This is a genomic window from Halorubrum sp. Boch-26 (assembly GCF_029889805.1).
GTDB lineage: Archaea > Halobacteriota > Halobacteria > Halobacteriales > Haloferacaceae > Halorubrum.
Window position 1 is genome coordinate 1 of record NZ_JARANT010000169.1, and the last position, 1,816, is coordinate 1,816.

At 72.0% G+C, this 1,816-nt stretch carries 1 protein-coding gene and 1 pseudogene; one reads left to right on the forward strand and one right to left on the reverse strand.

Features of this window, described 5'->3' with window-relative positions:
• Window positions 1-320 (reverse strand): annotated as a pseudogene (locus OQF71_RS14455) (AAA family ATPase); the annotation flags it as partial.
• A 659-nt stretch (window positions 321-979) separates the two neighbouring features.
• Here OQF71_RS14455 and OQF71_RS14460 point away from each other — a divergent pair.
• Window positions 980-1,816, forward strand: an 837-nt coding sequence (locus OQF71_RS14460) for a tRNA-intron lyase (RefSeq protein WP_280588511.1), incomplete at its 3' end; no start/stop codon positions are given.

The window sequence follows — 1,816 nt, forward strand, 5'->3', positions numbered from 1 at the left end:
TCGGCGAGTCGCGCGGGCGCGGCGAGCACGACGCGGTCGGCGTCCTCGACGGTGACAGGCGCGACGGTGACGGTGTCTCCGACCTTCACGCCGGCGTTCGCGCGGGTGTCGGCGTCGATGAGGACCGAGCCGTCGGTCGCGTCGGCGCCGCCGGGCCACACCTTCGCGACGGCGGCGCGCTCGCCGCGGATCTCGACGGTGTCGCCGCTGAGGAGGCCGAGCCGCTTTCGGGCGGGTTCGGGGAGCCGAGCGATGCCCCGGCCCGCGTCCCGCTTCTCGGCGGCACGCACCGTGAGCCGGAGGCCTGCGGTGTCGTTCATACGCCTCGTACTTGCCGGTGACCCTTTACCCTTGTCCGGCGCCGTCGGGATCCGGTTCCTGCTCGCGGATACGTACCGAAAACGGCCGCGGGGGTGTTCGGCGATTATTTATAAGCGATCGACTGCGGTGGCGCGCGCCTCCGAGCGCCCACCGGGCGCGAGGAGCGCGTGCGAGGGAGTGGCTGGCGCCATCGGCGCCAGCGACGAGGCTGGGGAGGCGTGAGGTGCGGTGGCTGTGCGGTGCGGGGTGGGACTCAAAGGGGCAGCCGCGAGGACGGCGCGGGCGACACAAGCACCGCAACGAGGGAGCGAACGAAGTGAGCGACCGAGAGAGGAGCGCAGCGAGCGTGCGCCGTCCTCGCGGCTGGGGCTTTGGAGGTGGTCATCGCGTCAGTAGCAGCAACGATGTATGGCCGAGCGGCTGGGGCTTTGGAGGTTGCCTCCGTCGGTTCGTCAGCACCCGCCGATCCATCAGAATCCATATATAAGCGAGCGGCTGGGGTTCCGAAGGCGTTCGTCGCAGCGTCGTCGGTCGTATATAAATATTCGACGGCAACATCCTGATTCACTTATAAAAGATCTCCTTCCCGACCAGAGACACCGTAATCGTGCGAGTACCGACCGTAACCCCCTTACCCCGCCCGGGCCCGCCTTCGGGTATGCAACCGACAGGGCACCTGCGCGGCGACGCGGTCCGCGTCGCCGGCGACGCCCGCCAGCGCTTCTACGACTCACGGGGGTACGGCCGCCCGCTCGACGGGAACGAGATCGCGCTCTCGCGCGTCGAGGCGGCCCACCTCCTCTTCCGCGGCGACCTCTCCGGCGTCGCCCTCGCCGACGACGCCGACCCCGTCGGCTTCGAGCGCTTCTTCGTCGAGAGCGCGGCCGCGGCCGACCGGTTCGCGGTGCGCTACCTCGTCTACTCGGACCTCCGCGACCGTGGCTTCTACCTCTCGCCCGCCCGCGAGCCGTGGCCCGGCGGGGACGCGGACGTCGCCGACGCGGTCGACTTCGTCGCCTACGAGCGCGGCTCCACGCCCGACACTGGCGACGTGGAGTACCCCGTGCAGGTCGTCGGCGAGCGCGAGTCGCTCCCCGCCGCCGGCCTCGCCGGCCGCACCCTCGCGGTCGTCGACGAGGAGTCCGACATCACGTACTTCGCGGCGACCGAGGGCCGGATCGAGGGCGAGACCGACTACGAGCCGCCCGAGCGCCTCGACGGGGTCCTCCTCTCGGACCGCGTCGTCGTCTGGGACGCCCCCGAGGGGCTCTACGAGCGCGGCTTCTACGGCCAGCCGCTCACCGGCCGCGCGGCCGCCGTCGAGGGCGCGCTCCAGCTCTCCCTCGTCGAGGCCGCGTCGCTCGCGGCCGACGGCGTCCTGTCGCTGTCGGCGTCGGTGGGGACGGCGGGCGGGGCCTCCGGTGAGGCCGACGCGGAGCGAGACGGGGGCGCCGCGGGCGCGACGACGGCTGTTGGGTTTGTCGGCGCGGGGGTG